Genomic DNA, 25,808 nt, shown 5'->3' with positions numbered 1-25,808 from the left:
GCTTGCCGAGCGCCCGCAAAACGACGGAATCGCCCGGCAGTGGCTCGAAAAGGACGGTCATATGGGGGTATCGCTTAGAGCCTATGAATGGCTGTATGGTAGACGTACTTTAGCGTAAGGAGTAACATGAAGCGTTTGGGGGTTCTGATCCTCAGCATCGCACTTGGCGTAGCGCAGTCAACCGCTGCAGCTCAGGCAGCGAACGTCGGTTTACCCGTTTATCCGGGCGCAGCCAAATCGAAAAACCCCGCACTGAGTGTCACAGCAAACCGCTGCGGCCATAGTGTGTCCAATACCGTGTACACGGTAGATGCCGGTGTCAAAACCGTTTCCGATTGGTACGTCGCTCACGTCCCCGGCAGCGCCCACGTCGATTACAGTAGCAGCGGAGGCGGAACCCTGGTATTCGCACCCAGTGGAGCGGCCGTCATCGCGATCTCGGGGTCCATCGCCAAGAGCGCGGCTGGCCCAGTTTTACTCAACCTTGCGACCTACGATCCCCCGCTCTCATCAAGCGAACGGCAAACGATGCAAGAGTTGATAGGAGGCGACTCGGCAGCAAAGCAGCGAGCCAGCGCGGCGATGAAAGCAAAGTGTGGACCAAACAGCACATTGTAGCGAGGAAGGGATATGGGTATTGTCGTGATGTTCGCGTCCCTCGTGCTCGCTGCGGCGTTGTCGGCAACGGCGGCGCCGCTCGCCGGGCTGCACTATCTCGTCGGTACGTGGAACTGCACGTACCGCGCGGGAGCGGTACGCTTGGCCTACGATGCCACGTACGCGTACGATCGCGACGGCCACACCTTGCGGCAGATCGCTTCCTGGGCAGGCGGCGGCGACGAAGAGCTGCTCGCGTATGACGCACAGCGCGGCGGCTGGACGGCGGTCGTTCTCGACGACCATGGAACCGCCACGATCCTGCGCGCGACCGGCAGCGATCCGAACCACATCGCCTACCACAGCGTTTACCCCGACGCAAGCATCGTCACAACGTTCGATCGCATCTCGGCGACGGAGTACACGCAGCACGCGACGGTGCGGTCGGGTGGTAAAACGATCACCTCCGTCGACACCTGCTTGCGCGGCGCTCGTTAGCACGGCGCATTCGCTTTTGATCGGGTAAGAAGAATGAAACGTGTCACCGGAATCGGCGGAGTCTTTTTTCGCTCAAAGGATCCAACGGCAACCAACGCGTGGTACAAGGAGCATCTTGGCGTACCGGTCGGCGACGACGGGCATGCGTCATTCCGGTGGCGCGACGACGAGCAGCCGCAACGCCGGGGCATGACGGTTTGGGCTGCATTTGAGGCGGATACCGACTACTTCGGCAAGCCCAATCAGCAGTGGATGATCAACTACTGCGTTGAAGACCTCGACGCGCTTCTCGAGGAGCTGCAGCGCGAAGGCGTAGAGATCGTTCCCCACCGCGAGGAATACGAGTACGGGAAATTCGCTTGGATCGTCGACCCCGACGGCAACCGCATCGAGCTTTGGGAGCCGCCGCGAAGCGACAAGGGAAGTTGACTTCAGCGTAAGACGGTCTTCGCCTCTTGAGCTGCCAGCGGGGCAGCCTTGCCGCCAAGCGGCGGCCAACCGCTGAGCGGGCAAGCGCCACACGGAGGTAGAACCGTCGCACCAAACGGTTCCAGCCATCCTTAGCGCATTCTTGATTTCGCATGAAGCTCGTGGGGTGCTCCATTTCCTCGACCACCCGAAGGAGCGAACCGATGCAAGACACTGATCGCACGATTTTGGGCCGGCGCGTGACCCGGCGCCGTTTTCTGACGATCGCTGGGACGTCCGCCGTTGCGGTTGCGGTCACCCAACCGCTTTTCAGCTCGCAGGCTCTCGCCGCCCCGCTCACGCGCTTTGACGTCGGCGGGCTTACCGCGACGAGCCCGACCATCAAGTCATTTATCGCGGGCATCAAAGCGATGAGGATGCTCCCAAAAACCGATCCGACGAGTTGGCAGTATCAAGCCGCGATCCACGGGTATGCACCCATCACATCATCGCCACCCACGGCGTGGGGCACCTGCCAACACGGCAACGAGTTCTTCTGGTCGTGGCATCGCATGTATCTGTATTGGTTCGAGCGGATCGTCCGCAAGAAATCCGGCGATTCGAGCTGGACGATACCGTTTTGGGCATGGGACTCGCCAAGCGAGCTGCAGATACCGGCACTGTTCCGGGAAAAGAAGAAACTGCCCACGCTCTACTCGGTCAACCGCCTGCCGGCGATGAACGCGGGTGCAATGCTGACGGCAGTCGAGACCAGCACCACGAGTGCGTTCATGGCGACGTCGTTCTGGACGGGAACGGGCAGCGGCGCAGTCGAGCAGTTTTCATATCCGCACAACCATGTGCACGTCGCGGTCGGGGCGGGTTTTGCCGACCCCACGGTGACAGCCCTCGACCCGCTCTTCTGGCTGCATCACTCCAACTGCGACCGGCTCTGGGAAGCGTGGCGCGGCAGCAGCGGAGGTAGCGATCCGACGAGCGATTTGGGCTGGACGGGCAAGACGTGGACGTTTTTCGACGAGAACGGCAAAGCCGTCACCATGTCGGATTGCGACGTGGTCAATGCGGCCCAACAATTGAAGTACCGCTATCAAGGCGGACCCACGCTAGCGGTGGAAATGTGCCCGAACCTTGTGGCGCGCATGTTGCCACACTTCGCCGTCTTTCCGCTTTCGATCTCGATTCCGCCGCTTGGCGCACAACCGGTACGCGTTCCGCTGCAGATCCCGGCGGACGCGCGTCAGAAACTGATGAACATCGCGGCCGACCCATCGAAGACGGTGTACTTGCACCTCGAGGACGTGACCGCCCCGACGCAACCCGGCGCGGTCTGGGCAGCGTTCGTCGGACCGCCCTCCGCACCGAGCGCAGCGGTGCTGTCCGGCGCCCAGCCGGCCGATGCGCAAGATCCGTACTTCGTCGGCGCTGTCTCCCTCTTCGTGAACGGAGTGCAAGACGAGATGGACATGCGCGCGCAGGTGGCGTTGCCGCTCAACAAGGCGCTGCTTGCGTCGCGTAACGCCTCGACGCTTGAGATCACGTTCGTGACCCAAGGCGTCATGCTCAACGGCGTGCAGGTGCGACCGCAGGTCCGCGCGAGCGTGAACATCGGCAAGGCCACCATTCTCGTCGAGACACACACGGCGGGGAATGCAAAGAGTCAATAACCGCCTAGCGCGGCCCACGTCGACGATTCGCTTCAGCGGCAAGTTGCTTCGGCCTACGGCAAACGAAAAAATTGCATCGTGGACCATTCTTGCTCTCCCCGAGAGCGCGAGCGCAAAGCTCCCATCGCGAGGCACGGCGATGGTCGAGGGAACTATCAATGGCTTCCCTTTCCGGGCAGCTCTCGAATCAAACGGCAACGGCAGTCGCTGGCTCAAGGTTACAAAAGCCCTGCGCGATGCTGCAGGCGCGGACGCTGCAGGCACGGTAGCTGTGGAGATCACGCGGGCCGGAGAAGAACCGGAGACCAGGGTGCCAATGGACTTACGCGATGCCCTCGCAGCTGCCCCGCTGGCGCGGAGATCGTGGGCGGATATCACGCCAATCGCGCGCCGGGACTGGATCCTCTGGATAAGCTCAGCCAAGCAACCGGAGACGCGCGCGCGCCGGATCGAAAAAGCTTGCGACATGCTTGCATCCGGAAAGCGACGAGTATGTTGTTTTGGCGGTATGAAGTGGCTTATGAAGGATCACGCTACATCGCGCGGATGGCTTCAATTGCCGAAATCACGCCCTTAGTGGCGCGCCAGCTGGGTGATCTGAATGAGGTTGCCGCAGGTGTCGTTCGCCATCGCGATGGTCGCGAAGGTCACGTCGGTCGGCGGCATCGTGAACTCGGCGCCGCGGGCCTTGATCCGCTCGTGATGGCCTTTGACATCTTCGGTGAAGAAGATTGCCGCGGGCCGGTTTTGTTGAAACATCGCCTGCTGGTACGCTTTGGCGGCGGGGTCGTCGTTCAGCGCCAGCTGCAGCTCAGTGCCGTCCGGCTCTTCGGGTGAGACCACGGTCAGCCAGCGATACGGGCCCTGACTGAAATCGGCCTTCTTCGCAAAGCCGAATACCTCCGTGTAGAAGCGCAGGGCCTTGTCCTGGTCGTCCACGTAGACGCTGGCCAGTTTGATTTTCATTTCGTTTTCCTCTTCGGGCGAGCTGGGGGAGCCGAGGTGTTCAGCGCCACTGCGTCGCGGACGAGAGCCTTGAAGGCGGACTCGTCAACTTTCCCGCGTTCGTGCAAGTCGATGGCACGCCGCACGTTGCCGTCAAGGCTGGAGTTGAAGAGCTTCGCAGGGTCTTTCAGCTGAGCACCCTTGGCGAATGTCAGCTTGACCACGGCCTTGTATGTCTCGCCCGTGCAGATGATCCCGTCGTGAGACCACACCGGAACGCCTCTCCACTTCCACTCTTCGATGGCCTCGGGATCGGCTTGTTTGATCAGGAAGCGCATGCGGGCGAGCGTCTTGCCACGCCAGTCGTCCAGCTCCTTGATCCTCGCGTCTATCAACCGAGATGGTGATTTGACTCTCTTCGAGCTGCCGTTCTTTTTCTTCATGGGCTTCCCAGTACTACACAGGTCTCCAAGCTTCCGGCCACCGTCGCTCCTTATCGAAGCCTAGCCGTGAGCTCCGCTCAGCGCTCCAGCGCGCGATCTTCCTCGAGCCATACGTCGGAAACCGGCCGGCGCGCGCGGCTGCGCGGGTACGCCCCATCCGGGTAGCGCACGAACCAGCGGAAGCTCGCGTCGACCAAGTACTCGAAATTCTCAAAGACGGAATCGCCTTGCGCGCGCCGCAAGATGGCGATGGCCGGCGCCATGGTGTCCCAATCGCCAGACGCTTGAGCGGACCAGAGATCGCAGGCGAGGTCTTCATCGATAATCCCACGCTTGACGAACAACCCGAGCCGTTCGTAGTGGTTTCCGAGGAAGACGATCGGGCGCGCGGCCGGCCCTGTTGGAATCGAGCTCAACGCCTTGCGGAACTCGGCATCGTGCATGCGGGGCTCGAGTTCATCGCGGATGAAACGGCGCGCTTCCTGGCAGCGCTCGCTTTCCAGCATCTCGCCGATGTGCAGAACCGCGGCGATCTGGTTGCTGGCGCGGGCGTGGCGCAGCTGGACGACCGCGACGATCGCCGTCGCGCCGATGACCACAAACGTGCCGACGGCAGCGATGGTACTGAGCAGCTCCATCGACATTTCGCGCGGGTTCGCGACGTCCCCGGTTTGACCTCTGAAAGAATGTGCTGCGGCCCTTCGATGTCGAACGTGAAACAGCGTGAACGATCAATTGCGCACCGACCTTGACCGCATCAACGATCGCCTGAAGACCCTTCAGGTGCGGCTTTGACTATGCCGGCAAACAGCGCGAGATAGCGGCGCTCGAAGCGCAGTCGCACGCGAACGACTTCTGGAACGATCCCCACAGCGCCCAAAAGCATATGAAACACCTGGCCGACCTCAAGGCCGAGGTCGAACCGTTGGCACGCCTTGAGGGGAAAGCGCGCGAGCTGGCTGAGTACGTCGCGCTCGAAGAAGGCGACGCTGCGCTCGAAGCGGAGATCCGCGTCGAGCTGGAACGCCTGCGCACTGACCTTGACTCCGCAGAGACCACGGCGATCTTGGACGGCGAGTTCGACAGCCACGGCGCTATTCTGACGATTCACGCGGGAGCGGGCGGCACCGAAGCCTGCGATTGGGCCTCGATGCTGCTGCGCATGTACATGCGCTGGGCCGAACGCCACGGCTATCGCGCCGAGATCGTCGACAGCCTCGAGGGCGAAGAGGCGGGGATCAAGAGCGCCACGCTCGTCATCGAAGGGCGCAACGCATACGGCTATCTGGAGAGCGAACGCGGCGTGCACCGACTGGTGCGCATCTCGCCGTACGATGCGGCCAAGCGCCGTCACACTTCGTTCGCCTCCGTGGATGTCACTCCGGAGCTCGAAGAAAGCGACGAAGCGGTCGAGATCAAACCGGACGAGCTCGAAGTGGAGACCTACAAGAGCGGGGGCGCCGGCGGCCAGTACGTGAACAAGACCGAGAGCGCCATCCGCATCACCCACAAGCCGACCGGCATCATCGTCGCGGTGCAGAACGAACGCTCGCAGCTGGCCAATCGCAATCGCGCGATGAAGATGCTGGCTGCCAAGCTCGCGCAGCGCCGGCGCGAAGAGCAGGCCGCCAAACTCGCGCAGCTCACCGGCAAGAAGAGCGCGATCGAATGGGGCAGTCAGATCCGCTCGTACACGCTGCAGCCGTACACCATGGTCAACGACCATCGCACCGAAGTGAAGATCTCAGATGCGCAGCGCGTGCTTGACGGGGACCTGGATCAGTTCATGCTTGCATATCTGCAGGCGCGCCGCGCGGCGTAGCCGGAGCGCTCATCGCCAGGAAGCTCATCAACAGGCCGATGAGCCCGGCGATAAAGGGCAGACCCGCCCAGATATGCACCTTATAATAGATGGGATAACCGCGCGCGAGATACGTCGCGTAGTGCGCTGCGAAGTATAAGAACGGTACCGCGAACGCCACCAGGCGGAACTGCGCGATGCGCTGCGCCGACGGCCGCAGCCACGCGACAAGCGCGTCGCTGCATAGCCCGGCGATCGCGACGCCGAGGATCTGCTCGTTGCCGCCCTGCTGCGTCTCCATCAACAGCGAGTTGATGAGCAGGATCGCAGTGATCGCGCCGAACGGCAGCCGCGCGCCCCATTGGCGTACGGCGTACAGCACGACGCCGCTGAGCAGCGCGGCATCGAGCAGCTGCACCGTCACCGAGCGATCGATCTTGAGCTCGAGCAGATCGGACGAAGGCCTGGGACCGATGCCCCATGCGGCGAGCGCTGGCGCGAACTGCGTCATGAACGTGAGGCCGCAATACAGCCAGGTCAGCGAAAGGACGGCCGGCCAGAGCGCGGAACCCCGTGCTTCGTCGCCTCGAGCGATGGCGGCGCGCAGCGGCCCAGTCAGCACGAGCGCCATGCCGGTCGCCAGTCCGAGATGCGTCGGGCTGAGCAGCGCCTCCGTATCCTTCTCGATACCGAAGCGCATGTGCCAAAGCATGTCGCCGAGTCCGCTGAGCGTGAATAGCACGATGCCGAGCGCCGACCACACGTAGCCGGTCGGGATCGCGCGCCCTAAACGGTCGAGTAAACTCGACCGCTCCATCTGTTTCGGACGCTCGCGCAAACCGGCAAGCGAGTAGGCGCCGAACACCAGCGCGAGTAGAAGGAACGCGCCGTAGAACATCGCGTGCCAGGGCGTGAAGAAGGTCTCGATGCGGTCGAGATGGTTGTGCGCCCAGCCGTCGACGTACAACCCGCCGACGAACAGCCCGCTCAAGCCTACCATCACCCAATCGAACGTCAAACTCGAACGGTCGAGGTCGCGGCTCGAAGTCCGTTCTGGTACCAGGGCCGTTGCGGTTGCCATCGGGTGCGGAGGTTCGGCGAGGTACCGGCAAGAATACTGCTCGCGTATCAACCCGCGGCTGCCGCCAGACCAAGAGAGAAACGGGCGGCGCACGACGGGAGAAGGGGGTGGTCGCCGTCAGTACAGACAGTCCAACGTTTCATCAAAGCCTGACCGTCGGCGAAGCATTTGCTCTCCACCCTGGTGCGAGAGCAGTCTTCGCCAACTTTCACCTCGGGGGATGCGCCCACTGCGCGATCTCGGAATTCGAGACGATCGAGCAAGTGAGCGAGGGTTACGGCATCCCGCTCTCCATGATCTTGGACGCGCTCAACGCGCTGCCGCCCATGGAGCCTGCGACGGTCCAGAAAGCCTCGTAGCCCGAAACGGTCGAATAAATTCGACCGCCCATGCGGAACCACCCGACGAGCGTCTGCAAGACGCTCGTTTTTTTTAGAGAAGCAGGCTGCATGTCCGCGATATCGGTCATCGTGGTGAGCTACGATGCCGCCGACGAGCTTGAAGAGTGCCTGCGCTCCATCGCCGGGCTGCCGGAGGTCAAAGCAGACCCCGCCTTCGCGCAAGTGATCGTCTCGGACAACGGTTCGAGCGACGACAGCGTGGCACGCGCCAAAGCCGCGTACCCTGGTGTGACCGTCATCGAGAACGGGCAGAATTTTGGTTTCGCCAAGGCGTGCAATATCGGCGCGCGCGCGGCGAGTGCTCCTGTGCTGCTCTTCCTCAATCCGGATGCGCGTGCCCAGCCAGGCTTGCTCGCCAACGCCGTCACCTATTTCGACGCGCATCCCGACGTCTCGATGGCCGGCGCCAAACTGCTCAATGAAGACGGCAGCGTCGCGCCGTCGTGCGGTGAGTTCGACACCTGGTGGCAAGCATTTCTGCGCAGCTCCGCCTGGGGCGAGCTTCCCTGGTTCCGCGCGCAGTCAAACGGCTACGCGCTACGCAATTTCGACTATTCGACCGAGCGCGACGTCGATTTGGTCGTTGGAGCCGCCATGTTCATCCGGGCCGACGCGTTCGCGCGCCTCGGCGGTTTCGACGAGCGCTTCTTCCTTTATCACGAGGAGATCGACTTCGCGCATCGCCTGCGGGACCAAGGGGGACGCGTCGTCTTCTTGCCGCAATGCGTCGCGATGCACAAGTCCGAGCAAGGCGGCAGCCGCAAGCGGTGGGGGCGTCTCGGCGTGCTCAACTGGCGCCAGCGCAGCCGGCGGCTCTATTGGATCAAACACCATGGTCTCGCGTGGTATTGGTCGCTCTCCGCCGCGCTGGTCGCGCGCTACGTCCTCTACGCCGCGATCTTCGTCGCGCTCGTGCTTGCAGTGCGCGCCGGGGTGCACGCATTGGTGCACGGATGACGGATCATGCGGCGCGAGCGGCCGAGCTGGCTCGATTGCATGACGTGGTCGAAGCGTGCCGGCGCTGCCCGATCGGCTACACGCGGACGAAGGTGGTCTGCGGCGTCGGCGATCCGACTTCAGCGCTGGTGATCGTGGGCGAAGGACCGGGGGAACAGGAAGACAAGCAAGGCGCGCCGTTCGTCGGCCGCGCGGGCGAACTGCTCACCAAGATGCTCGCAGCGATTGATCTGGGTCGCGAGGACGTGTTCATCACCAATACGATCAAGTGCCGCGCGACCACCGATGAAGGCGGTCGCATCGCTAATCGGGCGCCGATGCAGGAAGAGATGGCGAACTGCCGCGAGTATCTGGAGAAAGAGCTCGAAGTCGTGCGGCCGCGCGTCATCCTCGCGCTGGGCGCGCCGGCCGCGAAGTCGTTTCTCGGACCAGGCTTTTCCATCACCCGCCAGCGCGGCATGTGGTACGCGGGGCCGCACGGCGCGGATCTCATGGCTACCTACCACCCGGCGTATATCTTGCGGCTGACCGGCGGAAACATGACCGCCGTGAAGAAACTAGTGTGGGCTGACCTGCTGGCGGTGCGGGCAAAGCTCGACGCGGCAGAGCTCGACGCGGCAAAGCTCGCGGCGCACGATGCGCCGGCAGCACACGCGCCACCCGAGGACGACAAAGAATTGAAGCTGGAGCTGTGACGACCACGACGATCAAACCGGCGCCGCAGCCGGCCGCCGGCAAGCGCGATGCGTTCGCCATCTGGTGGGATGCGCGCGCGCACGAGGCCGGCTTCGAAAGCGCCGATGCGCTTGCGCAGGCATTCGAGCTGCCGCGCTACCGCCTCGCGCAGATCTATCGCGCCGCCGCCAAGGAGCTCGTGCCCAGCTTCGATCAGATCAGCGTGCTGCCGCGCGCGCTGCGCGACCGTCTCGGCAGCACCATGAAGCTTTCGAGCCTCAAGCTGATCCACGAGGCGACGTCGAGCGACGGCCAGACCACGAAGCTGCTGTTCGGGCTCGCGGGCGGCAACGAGGTGGAGGCCGTGCTCATGCGCCATCGCGGCGGGCGTACCACGGCATGCATCTCATCCCAGGCGGGCTGCGCCCTCAAGTGCGACTTCTGCGCGACCGGACAAGGCGGTTTCTTCCGCAACCTGACCGCGCTTGAGATTTTCGACCAGGCGATCGAGGCCGCGCGGCGCGCTCGCGCGGAAGACCGGACGCTCACCAACATCGTGTTCATGGGCATGGGCGAACCATTCCTCAACTACGACAAGGTGATGGATGCCGTCGCGCTGCTCAACGATGCGAACGGCTTCAACCTCGGTGCGCGCCACATGACCATCTCGACGGCTGGCGTGGTCACCGGCATCGAGCGCTTCACGCGCGAAGGCATCCAGGTCAATCTCGCGATCTCGCTGCACGCGGCCGACGATGTCCTGCGCACCAAGCTCATGCCCATCAACAAGAAGTGGTCGATCGCCAAGCTGATGGCCGCCACAAGGGCGTACGTGGCGCACACGCACCGCAAGGTGTTCTACGAGTACATCATGCTCGCGGGCGTGAACGACTCGCCCAATGACGCACGACAGCTCGCCGACCTGCTGGGCGGTCCGCTCCATCACGTCAACCTGATCCCCTACAACGCGACCGCCGCTGCATACGGCCGCTCGTCCCCAGCTGCGACGCACCGCTTTCAAGAGATCCTGCGCGAGCGCGGCGTGCCGAGCACGCTGCGCCACACGATGGGCGACGACATCGCCGCCGCGTGCGGCCAGCTGCGCGTCGACCACGCCCAGACGGCGTAGTCCGAACCGGAGGCGACGTCTTGCTCGAGGTCCGCAACATCTCTAAGTCATTCGGCGCGACCGTGGCCGTCAGCGATCTGTCGTTCAGCGCGCAACAGGGCGCGGTCTTCGGCTTGCTCGGTCCGAACGGCGCGGGCAAGACCACGACGATCCGCATCGTGCTCGACATCCTGCAACCGGACAGCGGCTCGGTGAGCTGGCAGGGCACGATCGTCGACGCGGACGTACGCCACACGTTCGGCTATCTGCCCGAAGAGCGCGGGCTCTATCCGCAGATGAAGGTCGCCGACCAGCTGCTGTATTTCGCGGAGCTGCACGGCATGGAGCCTGCGGACGCGAAAAAGCGCATCGGAGAGCTCGCCGACGCGTTCAAGCTCACCGAAAATCTGGGCAAGAAGCCCGCGGAGCTTTCCAAGGGCAATCAGCAAAAAGTACAGTTCATCGCGGCGGTCGTCCACCGCCCGCCGCTGCTCGTGCTCGACGAGCCGTTCTCCGGCTTTGATCCGATCAACGTCGAGATTCTCAAGGATGCGATCCGCGATCTCGTGCGCTCAGGGACGGCCGTCATGCTGTCCAGCCACCGCATGGAGCAGGTCGAAGAGCTCACCAGCGACATCTGCATCATCGACCGCTCGCATGCGGTCGTCAGCGGCAACCTTGCGCAGATCAAGAAGAACTGGCCCGACCGCTTCATCCGCATGACCGCGATCCCGGACCTGAGTTTCATCAGCGCCTTCCCGGGCGCGAGCGTGCGCCCGTCGGAGGACGGCTACGTCAACATCAAAGCGCCACCCGACATCTCGCCCGCACGATTGCTGCGCGCCGCCATCACGGCCGGTCCTGTCGATCATTTCGAGATCGTCGAGCCCAGCCTCAACGACATCTACTTGCAGTACGTCAGAGCTGAGGAGAGCGCGGCGTGAACACGACCGGCATCATCATAAGACGCGAGTACGTCGAACGCATCAAGAGCCGCAGTTTCATCATCGGTACCGCGCTTGTCGTCCTCGGCCTGTTCGCACTTGCGCTGCTGCCGCTATTGGGTCCGTGGCTCGGCAACACGTTCACTCCGAAGATCGTTATCGTAGCAGCGGATCCATCAGTGGCAAAAGCGGTCGCCGGCGCGATCGCTGACGCTTACGACGTCTCGATCTCGGCCGACAAAGCGACCGACGGATCGCTACCCCCCGACGTCGCCGCGCAGGTGAAATCGAAGAAATATGACGGGGCGCTGGTCGCATACCGCACGGCCGATGGGCTCGCGTTCACGTTTTATCCTCGGCAGGCCAGCCTGCTCGAGAAGACCGGCAGCCTGCGCTCCAGGCTGGTGCCGGTCGTCATCAACTCTGAGCTCAGCGGACAGGCCGCGGCGTCGGCCAAACACGCGCTCGATTTCCAGTTCAAGACGGTTGCGCTTAACGAACGCTACAAGAGCGAAAGCGAAGAAACGCTCGCCGGCGGTCTGGTGTACGTGCTGCTCATCTTGCTCTACACGGCGACGATCTTGTACGGCGTACAGGTCGCGCAAGGCGTGATCGAGGAGAAATCCAATCGCGTCATGGAGGTGATGATCGGCGCCGTGCGGCCAGCGCAACTGCTCGCGGGCAAGATCTTCGGCATCGGCGCGCTCGCACTCACGCAGATGGTCATCTTCGCCATCGCAGCCGCGGGCGCGGCCGTATTGCTCGTCGTCGTGATCTCAGGGACCCTTTCGCATGCGGACGCTGCCGCGCTCGCTCGTCAAGCAGCAGCGGCGCAGGCCAACATGCCAAATGCGCCCCATACCGCTGGCCTGCAGTCGGCGATGGCAGGCGCGATCCCCGTCTCGACGCTCATCTATCTCGTCGTGTTCTTCCTATTGGGTTTCTTCTCGTATGCCGCGCTGTTCGCCGGCGTCGGCGCCCTGTGCAGCAAAGCCGAGGATGTGCAGCAGTACAACGGCGTGATAATGATCCCGATCATCCTCGCATACGTCGTCTCGATCTTCGCGATCAACGACCCCGACAAGTCGTTCGCGGTGATCGCCTCGATGATCCCGTTGGTGAGTCCGATGGTCATGTTCACGCGCGTCGCGCTCTCAAGCGTGCCGGCGTGGCAGGTCGGCCTGTCGATCGCGCTCTCGCTGGCGGCTATTTGGGGTCTGACGCGCCTGGCCGGCAGGCTGTATCGCATCGGCGTGCTCATGTACGGCAAACCGCCGAAGATCGGCGACATCTGGCGCGCCATCCGCGCCCCCGGCTAAGATCAGATGCGGCGCGCTCTTGCGTTCGCGCTTGCGGGTTGCCTGATTTCGTCCGCGTCAGTGGAACGTGCGCTGGCAGAATCCGGCGCTTCGGCCAACCCGACGCCGACGCCGACGCCGACGCCGACGCCTACATTTGATCGCGTCGACACGGTCACGCTCATGGCCACGGTCATCGAGGAGCTCCAGCCGAACGAGGGATCGATTCTGCTCGTCACCAGGCCGACGTCTGCGATGCCGCGCTGGGATCCGCTGGTGTTCTGGGCCGGGGTCGGCGCGGACAAGCACCAGCCGTTCCGGCCGGTCGTGTGGACCGTGGCGGACACGAAATCGAAAGGGTACGCGCATGCCCTCATCCGCGCGTACGTGATGGCGGTGATGGACACCGGCGAAGCCGGGCCCAAGTTCAAGCGCGCGTATGATGCAGCTGCGGACGAAGATCTCGCGCTGCCGAGCGATGCGCCCGACCCATACCGCTATCGCCATGCCGTCGCGGAGCCTTTCGTCACCGAGATGACGCAGACCAGCGACACGCGCTGATCCTTATGCGCCGGGCGGAAAAGCACGACGCGGCTTCGAATCTCGACCCGATGGCATCAACCCGACCGAAACCGACGATGGAAGAGATCACGGCGCTCGCAAAGCGCCGCGGTTTTATATTCCCGTCGAGCGAGATCTACGGCGGCATCAACGGCATGTGGGATTACGGGCCGGTCGGGGTCGAGCTCAAGCGCAACGTGCGCGAGGCCTGGTGGCGCGAGATGGTGGCCCTGCGCGACGACGTCGTCGGCATCGAATCGTCGATCATCATGAACCCCGAGGTGTGGCGCGCGTCGGGCCACGTCGAGAATTTCACCGACATGATGGTGGACTGCAAGACCTGCAAGAAACGTTTTCGGGCCGATCACGTCAAGGGCGATCAGTGCCCCGCGTGCGGGAACAAGACGCTCACGGCGCCGCGCGCGTTCAATCTCATGTTCAAGACGTACGTCGGCGCGATGGAGGACCAATCCTCAGAAGCCTACCTGCGGCCCGAGACCGCACAGGGGATGTTCGTCGACTTCAAGCTCGCGTACCAGACCGCGCGCAAGAAACCGCCCTTCGGCATCGCGCAGATCGGCAAAGCATTTCGCAACGAGATCACGCCCGGCAACTTCATCTTCCGCTCGCGCGAGTTCGAGCTGATGGAGATGGAGTATTTCGTCCCCTCAGAGGACGAGGCGGAAGGTCTGCGCTGGTACCGCTACTGGGTCGAGCAGCGCTACCAATGGTGGCTGTCGCTGGGCGTGCAGCCCGAGCGGCTGCGCAAACACGAATACGAAGGCACTGACCTCGCGCACTACAGCAGCGCGACCACCGATCTCGAGTACGATTATCCGTTCGGCTGGGGTGAATTGGAAGGCATCGCACATCGCGGCTGCTTCGACCTCACGCAGCACGTCAAAGCCAGCGGCAAAGATCTTTCATACTTCGACGAAGAGACCAAGGCCAAGTATCTGCCTGCGGTTGTCGAGCCTGCCTTGGGCGTCGATCGCGCGCTGCTCGTCTTCCTTATCGACGCCTATGAGAAGGAAGCGGATCGCGCGGTGCTCCACCTGCACCCGCGGCTTGCGCCGTACAAAGTCGCGGTCTTCCCGCTCGTGCGCAACAAGCCGGACATCGTCGAGCTCGCGTCGCGCATCGAAAAAGACCTGCGCCCGCGCATGCGCACGACGTTTGACGACTCGGGCAACGTCGGTAAGCGCTACTATCGCCAGGACGAGATCGGCACGCCGTTCTGCATCACCGTCGACTACGAGAGCCTAGAAAACAAGGATGTCACGGTACGCGACCGTGATACAAAACACCAAGAGCGGGTGGCGCTCGACCGGCTCGATAGCTATCTACAGGAGAAGCTCGCGTAAAGTCGGTATTTGAGGCCCGACCGCATCGTAAGGAGGTCGAATGTCTACGCGCGTTGTCCGCTTTGCCATCCTTGGTATATTCGTAGGAGCGCTTGCCGCGTGCAGCAGCTCCTCGACCGCGCCCGCCCCGACGCCAATGCCGGGCCACCTGTATGTGAATAACACCTCGACGTCGGTCAAAGGCGTCTCCGTCTATTCGTTGCCCTTCTCGGCATCGAGCACGGCGTTGTACACGGTCTCAAACGGACTTGTCTTTCCTGGCGACGTAGCGGTGGACTCAACGGGCGATTTGGCCGTCTGTGACGGCGCAAACACGGTCCGTTACTACACCGCGCCGCTGTCTTCCTCAAGCACGGCAACCGCCAACATAACAACCGGATGCTCGACGTCGGCTTTTGACGTCAACCGCTCTCTCTACGTTCCGACACAGGGCGCAGCGGTAAATGTCTACGCGCAGCCTATCACGAGCGCTGAGGTCCCGACCACGATCACCAACGGCCTCACGTCGGCCCTCTCCGTGGCCTTCGACGCGTCCGGGCGATTGTATGTGGGCGATGACGGCGGCACGACGGGGGTCCATGTATACAACGCGCCGTACACGGGAGCTCCTGCGTTCTCCATCGCCTGCTGCCCTGGCGGGGGCACCGCACTCCGCGGTATCGCGGTCGACTCGAACGGCGATCTCTTTGTGGCCGAGCTGTTCACGATGAAGATATGGGTTTTCACGGCGCCCTTGTCGGCGGTGAGCACGTCGGCGTATCAGCTCACCGGCGTGACGGTACCCGAGGATATGATGTTCGACGCAAGCGGCAAGTTGTACGTCGTCGACAACACCGACGGCTCGCTGAAGATCTTCACGCCGCCGCTGTCTGGCGCGAGCACGCCGACCGTCATACCACCGTCGGTGACGTTCAACGCGGATTTCGGCGTAGCGGTCGGACCCTAACGAGCGATTTGGCGCGCGCAGCGTTCGTCGCCGTCATCGCTGCGCTGCTGACGGCATGTTCCCAAAGCCCGAACGCCCAGAACCCGAGCGCGCACGGCGCAACGGGTTCGCCCATGCCTCCGGCGCAGCCGTCGCTGTCTCCGTTTCCTGACCGCGCGGAGCAGGCGTTCATCGCGACGATCACACCTGACTTGCACGCGCGTTTTCCTGACGAAAGCGTGGCGCGGGCCGCTGGCTACTTGCGCTACACCGATGAAGATCAAGACGGGATCATTACATACACCGACCGACGCTGGTTCGCCGACGACCCGAAGCACCCGACGCAGCTATGGTACGACGCTCGCGGCCGCTTGATCGGCGCCGACTATACGGCCCACGTCACCGACCGGACGAAGAGGCCGGCGCTGTGGGGACTGCAACCCGGACGGTGGGTGCATTTCATCGCGCACATGCACTACGTCGTGCGCGAGCCCGACGGCATGATGCGCTACGGCTCGCTGCTCAATCCGACGTATCAGGCCAACGGCGGCGACCCTGCGCATCCGTCGGCGCAACCACTCGTCACGTTGGGACTCGCAAAACGACCGAGCGACGTCGTCGCGGTCTTCCAGCTGCCGGAGATCTGGATCGCGAGCATGTGGCTCGTGCCCAATCCGCACGGCGCGTTCGCCGACTCCGATCCGCTCGTCAAACCGATGAACGGCAAACGCATGAACCCTCACCCTATGTGAGCAGCGGAACCTGCGGACGGCGCTAGCGTGTCGAGAGGACGGACGCCCACATGTCGTGGTGGCGGTGGCAGACGCAGCTCGGCAACTGCACGGGAATGGTCACGGTCATATTCCCGCCGCCCGTGACCGTGATCGAGGTCGCCACGCCGGTGGCGGCTTGCTCTGTCGCTGTGAACGCGCCCGACGATGACGCCGGTGAGACGGTCACGAGGCTTGTGTTCGCGCTGACTGCGCTGAACGTTCCACTGTAGTTCGCCTGCGTGATGCTGAACGTCAACGTGCCCGTCGTGCATGTGAAGGTGAGGCTGGTCGGGCTTGCGACCACTTGCCCGAGCGGCGCGGTACCTGATGCGCTGCACGCGCTGATCCCGGCCGCGGCGGCGAGCGCGATGATGCCGCCAAGGGCGAAGGGCATGCGGCGAACTACGAGGGTCAAAGCATTCATCACCATCTCCTCGCAGCCGCCGTTCACTTGACTTGAGATTCGTTCCCGCTGCGACTGCCTTGACGACAAATGAGGCGGGACTTCAACTGTCCCGCGTCAAAGAATGGCTAAGCGAGCCTTCCTTCGCTTTTCTACCGGCTCGCTCGTTTCTCTGGGACCTTCCCGATAGGCGTCCAGAGCCGGGAGAAAGCGGTTTGAAGCCCTCCAAGAGCGCCAAGCAGCCCAAATCGTCCAAGAAGCTCGCTAAGCCCGCCGCGCGCGGCAAAGATGCGGTCAAGACCAACGGCAAGGTCAAGAGCAAAGCCAAACCCGACGGGTTGGCCGGGCTCGTGCTCGCCGAGATCGGTCCAGACGATCCGGTCCGCCGCATTCCGCTGCCCTCGGCCCGAAAGGCGACCTCGCGCAAGCTCGAGCCGCCGACCAAGCTGCACCTCGGCAAGATGACCTACTCGTTCGAGGAAGGCGGCGCGGATCTGCGCGACCTGCTCGGCGGAAAGGGCGCCGGCCTGGGAGAGATGACGCGCATCGGGCTGCCGGTGCCGCCCGGTTTCACCGTGACGACCGAAGTCTGCCGGCGCTTTTTCGAACTGGGCCGCCAGTTCCCCAACGGATTAGAAGAAGAGATCCATCGCCGCGTCGTCGAGCTCGAACGCAAGACCGGCAAGGAGTTCGGCGGAGAGGTCAACCCGCTGCTCGTCTCGGTTCGTTCCGGTGCGCGCGTCTCCATGCCGGGCATGATGGACACCGTGCTCAACCTCGGTCTCAACAATCGCACCTGCAACGCGCTCGTCGTGCTGACCAAGAACGACAAGTTCGCGTGGGATGCATATCGCCGCTTCGTCCAGATGTTCGCGACCGTCGTGCTGGGCATGAAGAAAGAGCCGTTCGAGGAAGTGCTCAAGCGCTACGTCGCCAAGGCGCGCGTCGCGTCGGAGTCCGAGCTCACCGCGCTCGCCTTCCGCAACATGACGAGCGAATATAAGGCACTGGTGCGCCACTACACCAAGAAAGACTTTCCCGAGGACGTCTTCATCCAGCTGCGCATGGCGGTCGAGGCGGTCTTCAATTCATGGAACTCCAAGCGCGCGATCGAATACCGCAAGCATTCGCACTATCCCGATTGGTGGGGCACCGCCGTCAACGTCGTGACCATGGTGTTCGGCAACATGGGCACGGACTCGGGGACCGGCGTGGCTTTCACGCGCGACCCGGCGACGGGCCAGAAGAAACTATACGGCGAGTTCCTGCAAAACGCGCAAGGCGAAGACGTCGTCTCCGGCTCGCGCACCCCGGTGAAGATCTCAGAACTGGAAAAACAGCAGCCCAAGGTCTACAAGCAGTTCCTCGACGCCGCGGACAAGCTCGAAAAGCATTATCACGACATGCAGGACATCGAATTCACGATCGAGCGCGGCAAGCTCTACATCCTGCAGACGCGCTCGGGCAAGCGCGCCGCTGCCGCCGCGGTGCAGATCGCGGCCGACATGGTCAAAGAGCGGCACATCTCGCGCGAAGAAGCGCTCATGCGCATCGAGCCCGCCGCCATCGCCGCGCTGCTGCATGCGCAGATCGATGAAAAGCAAAAAGCGCACGTCATCGTCAAGGGCCTCAATGCGTCGCCGGGCGCGGCGGCAGGCATCGTCGTATTCGATCCGGACGACGCCGTCGAGATGAAACGCCAGAACAAGAAGACCATCCTCGTGCGTCCGATGACGACGCCGGACGACGTGCACGGCATGATCGCGTCCGAAGGCATCCTCACCTCGCAAGGCGGCGCCACCTCGCACGCGGCGGTCGTCGCGCGCGGCATGGGCAAGCCCGCCGTCGTGGGCGCCGAGGCGATGCTCATCGACCTGCGCGCGCGCCAGTTCAGCGTCAAGGGCGAAGTCGTCAAGGAAGGCGACGAGCTGACGATCGACGGCACGACCGGCACCGTGTATCGCGGCCTGCTGCAGATGACCGCGGCGAAACTCACGCCGCAATTCGAGCACATCCTCAAGTGGGCGGACGAGTACCGGCGCTTGGGAGTGTACGCGAACGCCGACACGCCCGAAGACGCCAAGAAGGCGCGCGACTTCGGCGCGGAAGGCATCGGCCTGTGCCGCACCGAGCACATGTTCATGGAGACCGAGCGGCTGCCCGTGGTCCAAGAGATGATCATGGCCGAGACGCCCGATTCGCGGCGCAAGTGCTTGGAGCAGCTGCTGCCGATGCAGCGCGAAGATTTCCGCGGCATCTTGCGCGCGATGAAGGGTCTGCCGGTGACGATCCGGCTGCTCGATCCGCCGCTGCACGAGTTTCTGCCGAGCCTCGAAGACCTGCTGGTCGAGGTGACCGAGCTGCGCGTCGGCAAGTCCGATCCGTCGGAGCTGTCGGCCAAAGAACGGCTGCTGCGCCGCGTGCGCGTGCTGCACGAAGAGAATCCGATGCTCGGCCTGCGCGTCTGCCGCCTCGGCATCGTGTTCCCCGAGATCTATCAGATGCAGGTGCGCGCGATCATGGAGGCGGCGACCGAGCTCAAGAAGGAGCGCGTCGACGTGCGCCCGCTCATCATGATCCCCGGCGTGGGCACGGTCACGGAGATGAAGGCGCTGCGCGATCTTGTGAGCGCCGAGGCCGAGCGCATCATCAAGGCGGCCGGCACGCGCGTCAACTATCAGATCGGCACGATGATCGAGATGCCGCGCGCCTGCATGGTCGCGCATCGCATCGCCGAACACGCGGAGTTCTTCTCGTTCGGCACCAACGATCTGACGCAGCTCGTGTTCGGCTATTCGCGCGACGACGCCGAGGGCTCGTTCATCCCGGTGTACTTGGAGAAGAAGATCCTGCGCGAGGATCCGTTCCAGGTCATCGATCAGGACGGCGTCGGCGAATTCATGCGCATGGCGATGGAGCGCGGCCACATCACGCGGCCCGAGATGAAGATCGGGATCTGCGGCGAGCATGGCGGGGATCCGGTGTCGGTGGAGTTCTGCCACACCCTCGGCCTCGATTATGTGTCGTGCTCGCCGTTCCGCGTGCCGGTGGCGCGCCTTGCGGCGGCGCAGTCGGTGCTCAAGGAGCGCGCGGCGGAAGCCGCCGGCTCCAAGAAAGTCGACCAGGACTAGGCCGTACCTGCCCGGCCAAGACTTTCCGGTGCGACCGCCCAACGTGATAGACGGCGCATGAGTACGACATTGTCCATCAGAGAAGAGCTCGAGGGTCGCGAGGCGGCGATGCTATCGCCATATGCCACGCTTGCCAAGGATTCCAAGGGCAGGCGCACGCCCGAGCCCCAGGACCCGATCCGCACCTGCTTCCAACGCGACCGCGACCGCATCATCCACAGCAAAGCCTTCCGGCGGCTGATGCACAAGACGCAAGTGTTCTTGTCGCCGCTGGGCGACCACTATCGCACGCGCATGACGCACTCACTGGAGGTCATGCAGCTCTCGCGCTCAATCGCTAGAGGCTTGAGCCTCAACGAAGATCTGGCCGAAGCGATCGCGCTCGGCCACGACCTCGGGCACTCGCCGTTCGGCCATGCCGGCGAAGACGCGCTCACGCAAGTGTGGTCGCAGTACGAGTCCGGCGCGCGCTTCATCCATTCGGAGCAGAGCCTGCGCGTGGTCGAGCTGCTCGAGCGCCGCGGCGACAAGGTCGGCCTCAACCTGACGCTCGAGGTGCTCGACGGCATCGCCAAGCACAGCAAGCATAAAGGCGCGCTGGCCGGCCATGCGGACATCCCCTCGACGCTCGAGGGCCAGATCGTGCGCTACGCCGACCGCTTGGCCTACATCAATCACGATATCGACGACGCGGTGCGCGCCGGCATCATCATCGAGCGCGATCTGCCTGCCAAGGCGATCACCGTGCTGGGTCACCGCGGGCCGATCCGCATCGCCACCGTCGTCGAGGACATGATCGCCGAGTGCCGCGGCAAGAACGAGATCCGCCTGTCCGAGCCAGTGCTCGAGGCGGTCGAGACGATAAAGGAGTTCATGTTCAAGCGCGTCTATTTCAACGACGACGCCAAACGAGAGGAACCCAAGGCGCAGCACGTGGTGAAGCAGCTGTTCGCGTACTACATCGATCATCCGGGCGAACTGCCCGAGATGTATCGGGAAGCGCCGCTGGCGAGCGATTCGCTGCCGCGGCGCGTCTGCGACTACGTGGCCGGCTTCACCGATCGTTTTGCGATCAAACAGTTCATCGCGCTCTTCCCCGATTCGGCGAGCTCGGCGCCGCGGGAATGGGACGTGTGACCCTCGTGAAGGTTTGCGATGCCGTTTGACGCCGGCGTCGTCGCCGAGATCCAAGCCAAAGTCGACCTGCTGGCGTACGTCAGCCAATACGTCACGCTCAAGCGGCAAGGACGCGAATATGTCGGCTTGTGCCCGTTCCACGCCGAACGCACGCCCTCGTTCTATCTCAACGCCGACAAGCAGGTGTGGCATTGTCACGGCTGCGATGCCGGCGGCGATCTGATCAAGTTCGTCGAGCGCTACGAGAACGTCGATTTCCCGACCGCGCTGCGTATGCTCGCCGCGCGCGCGGGCGTCGTGCTCGCCGAAACGCCGGGTGCGCAGCGCCGGCGCAGCGAGCGCGAAGCGATCTACGAAGCCAATGCGGCCGCGCAGCGCTACTTCGCCGACGCATTGCGCCGCGATCGCCGAGCGCTCGACTATCTGCACGGCCGCGGTGTGCTCGATGAGACTGCCGCGCTCTTCGGTCTTGGCTATGCGCCCGATGGTTGGGAAGGATTGGCCAAGGCGCTGGAGCGCTCGGGCGTCGATCTCCAGCTGGCCGAGCGCGCCGGGCTGCTGCGCGTGAAGACCGGCTACTATGATTTCTTCCGCAATCGCCTGATGCTGCCGATCTACAATCTCACCGGCGAAGTGATGGCCTTCGGCGGCCGCGCCATGGGCGATGAAACGCCGAAGTATCTCAACACGCCCAACACCGTTGCGTACACCAAAGGCGCGCACGTGTACGCGCTGCATCTCGCGCGCAGGGCGGCCGCAGCCGACGACACGCTCGTGGTGGTCGAGGGATATCTCGACGCGATCGCGCTCCACCAGGCGGGCTTCAAGAACGCGGTCGCCAGCCTCGGGACCGCATTCACGCCGGAACAGGCGCGCGAGCTGCGCCGCGTCGCCAGCCGTCTCTATCTATGTTTTGACGGCGACGCCGCCGGGCAGGCGGCCACGGCCCGCAGCATCGACATGTTAGTAGAAGAGGGGCTCGCGGTCAGCATCGTCGCGCTGCCGGCCGGCACCGATCCGGACGAGCTCATCATCGAGAAAGGCCCGGAAGCGTTCGCGCAGCTGCTCTCAAGCGCGCAGCGCTGGGTGGACTTCAAGATCGACCTGGCGTGCAAGCGCATCGCATCGAAGTTCACCAGCAAGAGCGACGTGGCGCGCGAGGCGATGGCCGTCATCGCGCACATCCGCGATCCGATCGAGCGCGACCAATACGTCAGGGCGATGGCGCGCCGCCTCGACGTCAGCGAAGCAGCCATGCGCCAGACGCGCGTGCCGGCACAAAATCCGCGCTTGCAGTCCGACGGCGCGCCGGTCCGGCGCGCGCCGGCCATCACGCAGCGGATCTCGACCGAGCGCGACGTGCTCGCGCTCATCCTCAGCCGCCCGGCGTTGCTGCCGTCGGCGCTCGAGCAGTTCAGCGCAGACGACTTCGAAGATGCCGAGCTGCGCTCGGTCTTCGAACGGCTCACCGCACATGCGCGCGATTTCGAAAACGGCCTCAATCCGCTCACCGTCTTCGCGGACGATCCGCTGGTCGCGGAGCTGACGCGCATGACGCTGGCGTCACCGCCCTTGCCGCACGAGGACGACGAGCGCAGGCTCGCGCTTATCGCGCAACGGTTTGAGCGCAGGCGACAGGAGCGGAGGCTTTCGTTCATCGACGCAGAAATTAACAGGCTCATCACATCGGACCGAGCCGTGCCGGAACCGTTGCGCGAGGAATACAACGCGCTGGCGGCGTCGTTGCGCGGACCGTCAGGCGATACACACGGAAAGGAGGGTTGACGAACACGCTATGAGTCCCGGCAAGAAGCCGAAGGTCAAGACTGCGCCGCCCTCCGCGCCGGTCGCCCCCGCAAGCGCGCCCACCAACGGTCAACCCCCCGCTGCTCCGACGATTCCGCGCGAAGCCGCCGTCAAAGCATTGGTCGCGCGCGGCAAAGCGCAGGGCTTCGTCACCTATGACGAAGTCGCGGCCATCTCCGCGGCGTACGACGAGGACGATCCGGAAAAGGGCAACGAGCTGGTCGAAGAGATCATGGGGCAGGGCATCGAGATCACCGAGATGCCCGACCTGGTCGCCATCGAGGAAGACGAACCGGCCGAGCCGGCCGAGGCCGCTGCCCCCGAGCCCGAAGTCGAAGCCGAGATCCCGGTTCCGGCGGGCATCGCGCTCGACGATCCCGTGCGCATGTATCTCAAGGAGATCGGCCGCGTGCCGCTGCTCGGGATGGCGCAAGAGCAGGATCTCGCCAAGAAGATCGAGCGCGCCGAGGAAGAGCGCGAACGCGCGCGCGTGACCGGCCAAGCCGCGGACATACAGATCCTCGAGACGGGCGATCTCGCCAAACGCGATCTCACCGAAGCGAATCTGCGCCTGGTCGTGAGCATCGCCAAGAAGTACGTCGGCCGCGGCATGCTGTTCCTGGATCTGATCCAGGAAGGCAATCTGGGCCTGATCCGCGCCGTCGAGAAATTCGACTACAAGAAGGGCTACAAGTTCTCCACGTACGCGACGTGGTGGATCCGCCAAGCCATCACACGCGCGCTAGCCGACCAAGCCCGCACGATTCGCATCCCGGTGCACATGGTCGAGACGATCAACCGGCTGGTGAAAATCTCGCGCCAGCTGCTGCAAGAGCTTGGCCGCGACCCGTCGGTCGAGGAGATCGCGCGCGAGATGGGGCTGACGTCCGACAAAGTGCGCGAGGTCATGAAGATCGCGCAAGAGCCGATCTCGCTCGAGACGCCGATCGGCGAAGAGGAAGACAGCCATCTGGGCGATTTTATCGAGGATCCGGACGCGGTCGCGCCCGCCGAGGCAGCGTCTGTGACCATGCTCAAGCAGAAGATGGGCGACGTCTTGCTCAACCTCACCGAGCGCGAACGCAAAGTGCTCGTGCTACGCTTCGGGTTGGAAGACGGCCATCAGCGTACGCTCGAAGAGGTCGGTCAAGAGTTCGGCGTGACGCGCGAGCGCATCCGCCAGATCGAGGCCAAAGCGCTGCGCAAACTGCGCCATCCTAGCCGCGGCAAAGCGCTCAAGGACTACTGGCAGACCGAATGACCGCGAAAGGCGCACCCGCGGTACGCGCCTAACCCCCGGCCCATGACCAAGCGGTTCGTTATCGCCGCAGGCGCTCTTCTGGCGTCTGCTTCGCTGCTGGCGGCATCGCCGTCGCCGACGCCGAGCTCGAGCGCATCGCCGCAACCGGCGGCGACGCGCGGCATGTCAGCGCCGACTCCGAGCCTGCCGGACAGTTCACCGTACGGTCAGATCGGCAAGCTCGAGCGCAACCGCAAGACGACGCCAAGCCAACTCGAACCGTTCCTCAAGTCCAGCGATCCGGCGGTCGTGGCGCGCGCCGCGCTCGCGATCGGACGGCTGCGCAACGTCGCCGGCGTACCGCTGCTGACGCCGTTGCTGTCGCCCTCACAACCTGAGAACGTGCGCGCGGCCGCGGCATTCGGCCTCGGCGTGATCGCGTCGGCAGATGCGCTGCCCGCGTTGCGCACGGCGGCGCTGCATGGTTCGCCGCTGGTCGCGGGCACGGCGGCCGATTCGCTCGGCCGCATCGGCGGCAGCAGCGCGGTCGAAACGCTTTCGGATCTTCTGTCCAGCGGCGACGCCTTCGTGCGCGGCAAGGCGGCGATCGGCTTGGGCGAATCGGGCTTCGCCGCCAAACCCCAGATCTCGCAGATGCTCAAGGCGACCACAGGCAAGCTGCTCGACAACTCGTTCAGCACCGAGCGCGACCCGGAGACGCGCTGGCGCATGGCGTGGGCCATCTACCGCAGTTACTTCGACACCAACCCGGGCTTGCTGCGCACGATGCTCGCCGATCAGCAAGAACTGGTGCGCATGTATGCGGTCAAAGCGATCGGGCGGCTCAAAGACAAGTCGTTCATCGTCGCGGTGCGGCTGCTGGCGAAAGATCCCTCGTGGCGCGTGCGCGTGGAAGTCTCCAACGTGCTCAGCGCGATGGGCGACAACACGTTCGTGGACACGCGCCCGCCGGCCGTTCCTCCAGACGATCAAGTCGAACCCAAGCCGCTGCCGTCCGGCGCACCGATCGGCGACCATCCGCAAGTGGCCATCGTCGCCAACAAAGGCGTGATCGTGGTCGAGCTGTTCCCCGATGCGGCGCCGTACCACGTCGACGCGTTCTTGCGCCTCGTCGACGCCGGCTTCTATAACAACTCGCTGCTCGATCGCGTGATCCCCAACTTCGTGATCCAGGGCGGCAATCCGGACGCCGGCAAGACGACGGGCAGCGGCGGCCCGGGCTTCAACGTGCCAGACGAGGTCAACCCGATCGAGCAGCTCACCGGCATGATCTCGCTCGGCCTTGACTATAAAGGTTCATCGCCGATCTTCGACTCGGGCGGCAGCCAATATTACATCACCGAGTCGCCGCAGCTGCATCTCGACGAGTACTTCACGACGTTCGGGCGCGTGGTCAAGGGCTTATCGGTGGTCTACGCGGTCACCAAACACGACCCCAACGACACTAGGATCCCGTCCGATATCGTCGCTCGCATGTATCGCTGCGAGCCGGTCACGCCGCAGACTCCTGACGTCGAGGAGATGCTGCGCACGGTCGAAGTCCGCTACAACCCGCGCTAGCCCTCTTGTGCACCGCGCACAACGAGAGCGCGGCATCCGGGACGAA

Annotated in this window: 24 protein-coding genes; 18 read left to right on the top strand and 6 right to left on the bottom strand. The window is 63.9% G+C overall.

Going from position 1 to position 25,808, the window contains the following annotated elements:
* Positions 1-642 precede the first annotated feature (642 nt).
* The 3 genes from VKF82_06520 (at position 643) to VKF82_06510 (ending at position 3,188) form a co-directional block, all read left to right on the top strand.
* On the top strand, positions 643-1,095 hold the full coding sequence (locus tag VKF82_06520; protein ID HME81714.1) for a hypothetical protein: 453 nt from the start codon (positions 643-645) through the stop codon (positions 1,093-1,095).
* Positions 1,096-1,128: 33 nt separating this feature from the next.
* Positions 1,129-1,524 (top strand): VOC family protein, encoded by a 396-nt coding sequence (locus tag VKF82_06515; GenBank protein ID HME81713.1) that lies wholly within the window; start codon positions 1,129-1,131, stop codon positions 1,522-1,524.
* Positions 1,525-1,727: 203 nt separating this feature from the next.
* Positions 1,728-3,188, top strand: a complete 1,461-nt coding sequence (locus VKF82_06510; GenBank protein ID HME81712.1) for a tyrosinase family protein — start codon at positions 1,728-1,730, stop codon at positions 3,186-3,188.
* Between the two features lie 573 nt (positions 3,189-3,761).
* On the opposite strand, the gene VKF82_06505 is transcribed toward VKF82_06510, so the two are convergent.
* The 3 genes from VKF82_06505 to VKF82_06495 form a co-directional block, all read right to left on the bottom strand.
* Positions 3,762-4,154 carry a VOC family protein gene (locus tag VKF82_06505; GenBank protein HME81711.1) on the bottom strand — a complete coding sequence of 131 codons (393 nt, stop codon included), beginning with the start codon at positions 4,152-4,154 and terminating at the stop codon, positions 3,762-3,764.
* Positions 4,151-4,576: a DUF1801 domain-containing protein gene (locus tag VKF82_06500; protein HME81710.1), complete on the bottom strand. Its 426-nt coding sequence runs from the start codon at positions 4,574-4,576 to the stop codon at positions 4,151-4,153. Before VKF82_06500 ends, VKF82_06505 begins: the two co-directional genes overlap by 4 nt.
* A 77-nt stretch (positions 4,577-4,653) precedes the next feature.
* On the bottom strand, positions 4,654-5,214 hold the full coding sequence (locus VKF82_06495) for a DUF4760 domain-containing protein (GenBank protein HME81709.1): 561 nt from the start codon (positions 5,212-5,214) through the stop codon (positions 4,654-4,656).
* A gap of 179 nt (positions 5,215-5,393) precedes the next feature.
* On the opposite strand from VKF82_06495, the gene prfB reads away from it, so the two are divergent.
* On the top strand, positions 5,394-6,398 hold the full coding sequence (gene prfB / locus VKF82_06490) for a peptide chain release factor 2 (protein ID HME81708.1): 1,005 nt from the start codon (positions 5,394-5,396) through the stop codon (positions 6,396-6,398).
* Here prfB and VKF82_06485 read toward each other — a convergent pair.
* Positions 6,361-7,458: a hypothetical protein gene (locus VKF82_06485; protein HME81707.1), complete on the bottom strand. Its 1,098-nt coding sequence runs from the start codon at positions 7,456-7,458 to the stop codon at positions 6,361-6,363. The genes prfB and VKF82_06485 overlap by 38 nt on opposite strands.
* 274 nt (positions 7,459-7,732) lie before the next feature.
* Positions 7,733-7,876 carry a hypothetical protein gene (locus tag VKF82_06480; protein ID HME81706.1) on the bottom strand — a complete coding sequence of 48 codons (144 nt, stop codon included), beginning with the start codon at positions 7,874-7,876 and terminating at the stop codon, positions 7,733-7,735.
* Between the two features lie 31 nt (positions 7,877-7,907).
* On the opposite strand from VKF82_06480, the gene VKF82_06475 reads away from it, so the two are divergent.
* From VKF82_06475 to VKF82_06435, 9 genes are read left to right on the top strand one after another with little or no spacing between them, the layout of a single operon-like run.
* On the top strand, positions 7,908-8,816 hold the full coding sequence (locus VKF82_06475; GenBank protein ID HME81705.1) for a glycosyltransferase family 2 protein: 909 nt from the start codon (positions 7,908-7,910) through the stop codon (positions 8,814-8,816).
* Positions 8,813-9,511 carry a uracil-DNA glycosylase gene (locus tag VKF82_06470; protein ID HME81704.1) on the top strand — a complete coding sequence of 233 codons (699 nt, stop codon included), beginning with the start codon at positions 8,813-8,815 and terminating at the stop codon, positions 9,509-9,511. Before VKF82_06475 ends, VKF82_06470 begins: the two co-directional genes overlap by 4 nt.
* Positions 9,508-10,620 carry a 23S rRNA (adenine(2503)-C(2))-methyltransferase RlmN gene (gene rlmN, locus VKF82_06465; protein ID HME81703.1) on the top strand — a complete coding sequence of 371 codons (1,113 nt, stop codon included), beginning with the start codon at positions 9,508-9,510 and terminating at the stop codon, positions 10,618-10,620. Before VKF82_06470 ends, rlmN begins: the two co-directional genes overlap by 4 nt.
* Before the next feature lie 20 nt (positions 10,621-10,640).
* Positions 10,641-11,543 (top strand): ATP-binding cassette domain-containing protein, encoded by a 903-nt coding sequence (locus tag VKF82_06460; GenBank protein ID HME81702.1) that lies wholly within the window; start codon positions 10,641-10,643, stop codon positions 11,541-11,543.
* Positions 11,540-12,862, top strand: coding sequence for an ABC transporter permease (locus tag VKF82_06455; protein HME81701.1), 1,323 nt, complete (start codon positions 11,540-11,542; stop codon positions 12,860-12,862). Before VKF82_06460 ends, VKF82_06455 begins: the two co-directional genes overlap by 4 nt.
* A 60-nt stretch (positions 12,863-12,922) precedes the next feature.
* Positions 12,923-13,402, top strand: coding sequence for a hypothetical protein (locus tag VKF82_06450; GenBank protein HME81700.1), 480 nt, complete (start codon positions 12,923-12,925; stop codon positions 13,400-13,402).
* 50 nt (positions 13,403-13,452) lie between these two features.
* Positions 13,453-14,766, top strand: a complete 1,314-nt coding sequence (locus tag VKF82_06445) for a glycine--tRNA ligase (protein ID HME81699.1) — start codon at positions 13,453-13,455, stop codon at positions 14,764-14,766.
* Positions 14,767-14,806: 40 nt separating this feature from the next.
* On the top strand, positions 14,807-15,712 hold the full coding sequence (locus VKF82_06440) for a hypothetical protein (protein HME81698.1): 906 nt from the start codon (positions 14,807-14,809) through the stop codon (positions 15,710-15,712).
* 8 nt (positions 15,713-15,720) lie between these two features.
* On the top strand, positions 15,721-16,443 hold the full coding sequence (locus VKF82_06435) for a hypothetical protein (GenBank protein ID HME81697.1): 723 nt from the start codon (positions 15,721-15,723) through the stop codon (positions 16,441-16,443).
* Positions 16,444-16,465: 22 nt separating this feature from the next.
* Here VKF82_06435 and VKF82_06430 read toward each other — a convergent pair whose 3' ends face one another.
* Positions 16,466-16,858: a hypothetical protein gene (locus VKF82_06430; protein HME81696.1), complete on the bottom strand. Its 393-nt coding sequence runs from the start codon at positions 16,856-16,858 to the stop codon at positions 16,466-16,468.
* Positions 16,859-17,082: 224 nt separating this feature from the next.
* On the opposite strand from VKF82_06430, the gene ppdK reads away from it, so the two are divergent.
* Genes ppdK through VKF82_06405 form a run of 5 tightly spaced genes read left to right on the top strand, consistent with a single transcriptional unit; the run spans position 17,083 to position 25,762 of the window.
* Positions 17,083-19,998 (top strand): pyruvate, phosphate dikinase, encoded by a 2,916-nt coding sequence (ppdK, locus tag VKF82_06425; GenBank protein ID HME81695.1) that lies wholly within the window; start codon positions 17,083-17,085, stop codon positions 19,996-19,998.
* 57 nt (positions 19,999-20,055) lie between these two features.
* Complete coding sequence (locus VKF82_06420; GenBank protein HME81694.1) at positions 20,056-21,135, top strand: deoxyguanosinetriphosphate triphosphohydrolase; 1,080 nt, start codon at positions 20,056-20,058, stop codon at positions 21,133-21,135.
* 18 nt (positions 21,136-21,153) lie between these two features.
* Entirely contained in the window at positions 21,154-22,920 is a 1,767-nt protein-coding gene (gene dnaG / locus VKF82_06415) for a DNA primase (protein ID HME81693.1), read from the top strand.
* Between the two features lie 10 nt (positions 22,921-22,930).
* Entirely contained in the window at positions 22,931-24,202 is a 1,272-nt protein-coding gene (gene rpoD, locus VKF82_06410) for an RNA polymerase sigma factor RpoD (protein HME81692.1), read from the top strand.
* Positions 24,203-24,244: 42 nt separating this feature from the next.
* Complete coding sequence (locus VKF82_06405; GenBank protein HME81691.1) at positions 24,245-25,762, top strand: peptidylprolyl isomerase; 1,518 nt, start codon at positions 24,245-24,247, stop codon at positions 25,760-25,762.
* Positions 25,763-25,808: the final 46 nt, after the last annotated feature.

It is taken from the genome of Candidatus Eremiobacteraceae bacterium, from assembly GCA_035314825.1.
Lineage (GTDB): Bacteria > Vulcanimicrobiota > Vulcanimicrobiia > Eremiobacterales > Eremiobacteraceae > JAFAHD01.
The sequence above is the reverse complement of the archived record's forward strand: the minus strand, read 5'-3'. Positions and strand labels throughout refer to the sequence as shown.